2 protein-coding genes are annotated in these 2,270 nt (G+C 56.0%); one reads left to right on the top strand and one right to left on the bottom strand.

The annotated features are described in order from the left end of the window. The first annotated feature begins 494 nt into the window (after window positions 1–494). Window positions 495–1,616: a hypothetical protein gene (locus tag AWB78_RS42170; protein WP_157697896.1), complete on the top strand. Its 1,122-nt coding sequence runs from the start codon at window positions 495–497 to the stop codon at window positions 1,614–1,616. Between the two features lie 236 nt (window positions 1,617–1,852). On the opposite strand, the gene AWB78_RS42165 is transcribed toward AWB78_RS42170, so the two are convergent. Then, window positions 1,853–2,270: transposase (locus AWB78_RS42165; RefSeq protein WP_157697895.1), on the bottom strand; the 418-nt coding region annotated here is incomplete at its 5' end.

Genomic DNA, 2,270 nt, shown 5'->3' with positions numbered 1-2,270 from the left:
CTACCTAAAAAAGCCCGGCGCTAAGACAGGCCGGGCTTTTGAGGTCAAAAGATCAGGTTTTCGGGAAGCAACTCAAGCCTAGAGCGATATTTATTTTGACCAAGATATACCAAGCCTTGGTTGAGTTCCTTGTCCATAAGCATGCAGTGGCCGATGAGGCCGTCCAAGGCTTTGCATCGACGAGCTGCACAACGGTCTGGGTGAGGCGCCGAACGCAGCGCATCGGCTCGGACACAGTGCGCCCCCCGACTGATCCTCGCCGCCGCATGCGGCGAAGGCTCACTTCGGCTTGCTTGCTTACAAACTGTCATACATATGAGGCTTAGTCAGCAATTTATCCGTAATGATGGCGGCATAGCGACTTCGTGGCATATTAAAGCACAATCCATCCGCGGAAAACTTGATGCCACTCGTTAAGCTCAGGAACTCTGACAGCGTCTCAGGGGATTTTGACGTAGCGAGAGAGAGATTACCTGGGCAACCGCCGGCCAAGCTTGGTTAAGCGTCGATTTATCGGGCCGGGCAGTGCTTTGACAGCGCTGCCGAAGCGGCCAGAGCCGCATCCTCACGTTACTGTAAGCGTCAATCAACCCGTCGAACCGTCGCGTCGCCCCCTCGCGCCAGAGACCTCATCGCACAAGCGCGCCTTTAATCCCTCGGTGAGCACTCTCGTGGCGGAGTCTTTGAGGCGCTCGGCATCGAATCTCAACCAAGCGGCCCAAAACATCAATCAACCCGTTGATAAAGACCGGCTTCACGACCTCGCCGCAGAGATTTCATCGCTCAAGCACGCCTTCAATCCCTTAGCGAGCGCTGATGAAGACGCGCATGCACAGCTCGCCGCGCTGGCGCAAACGTTTCGCGGCCACAAAAACGATCAGCAATTCATCGCCGAACTGTTGAAATGCTGCCACGATTCCGCTTTTTTATCTTTTTCGCTCTCTGCGCAGCAAAAGGTCAATCACTTTCTCGAACGCGCAGGCCGAATCTCGCATTTTCTTTCTAGATTGTACTCCGCCCCCCGAGATGAATCGCAGGTCGCGATCGTCAAAGACGCCCTACAACTCGGCAGCGCTCAGAGCCAATCTTATTTTCTGGATGACTTGCTTACCAATCACAGCTGGATCGAGTCATATTGCGAAATACTGAGATCAAATTGGGGCAGTAGGTCGATTTTTTACAACGAATTCGTGTATCGCTATCCTGCTCTGTCGGCAGCGGCCCTTATGAATGGCCCCCACTGGGAAGGCTTTGTTGAAATTGCTTCTAAGGATAAGCGGGCCGATATCTATCTCGCCGAAATGCCAGATCCCGAGCATTCGCTCGCGGAGCTTGCTAATTCCCACAACTTCGATGGCGTCGGCTACTACGTACGGGCTTTGCGCCGATTAGTGGAGTGCGCATCCCCAAACGCGCAACCATGGCAAAGCCGCCAAATACTGGAAGGCATTCGTAAATTTCAAAGTTCGCTGATGCTGTTCGGAAAGGTCGTTCGCAACAACGCAATTTATAATTTCCTAAAATCCATGCGCCCAGACGTTTATAGATCGCTTAAGGAGTTGAAAGCCTATCTGCGCGACAGAGCGACGCGAGCCGCGGGAGGGCGAACAGGATAGAGGCAGGTAAGAAGCGCTCGTGATGAAGCGTGATTCATCGGGTTCATCGGGTTTTACCCGACAGCCGAAGGATGAAGAGCACGCCTGCTGCAGGCAAATTCCGGAGGCTATGATGACGAGGCAGCGGCTGGTCGAGGTCGGCCTATTATCTGGTGCACTGAGCCCGTTTGAGAGTTGGACCCGCAACCCTGCTGTTATGGCGAGCGCCCCGAATTGTGACCGAGGACGCAAGTGCCCTACCGGAGCACGCTTACCAGCGCCGCGCAGACGAGTTTCCATTCGGCCTGTGCCTTGGCCAGTCCACGCATGCTGAATTGTCGAAATCCGAGAACGCTCTTTACCCAGGCATTCGGCGGTTCGGACAGCCATTTGCGCTTTCGATAGGCCGCCTGAGTTTGCGCACAAGTAAACTTGTCGGCCATCGCGGCGCATAGCGGGCGCTTCCGGGCATCGACCTTCAGCGCTTTCTTGCCCTCGCGTCCGGGCGCCACGATCAGCTCGGCGGGATGCTCGCGCAATTGTTCGAACGTCGCCTCCGAGCGGTAGCCCGCATCGGCAAGGACTTGCCTGGGGGCGCCCCCGGCGTCGCGCGCTACCGCCGCCAGAACGATCGGCAATTGGCCGCTGTCGGCAGCACAGTTACCCAGTTCGGCC

The sequence above is a fragment of the Caballeronia calidae genome, assembly GCF_900044055.2.
GTDB lineage: Bacteria > Pseudomonadota > Gammaproteobacteria > Burkholderiales > Burkholderiaceae > Caballeronia > Caballeronia calidae.
This window is presented reverse-complemented; position numbering and strand designations above follow the sequence as displayed.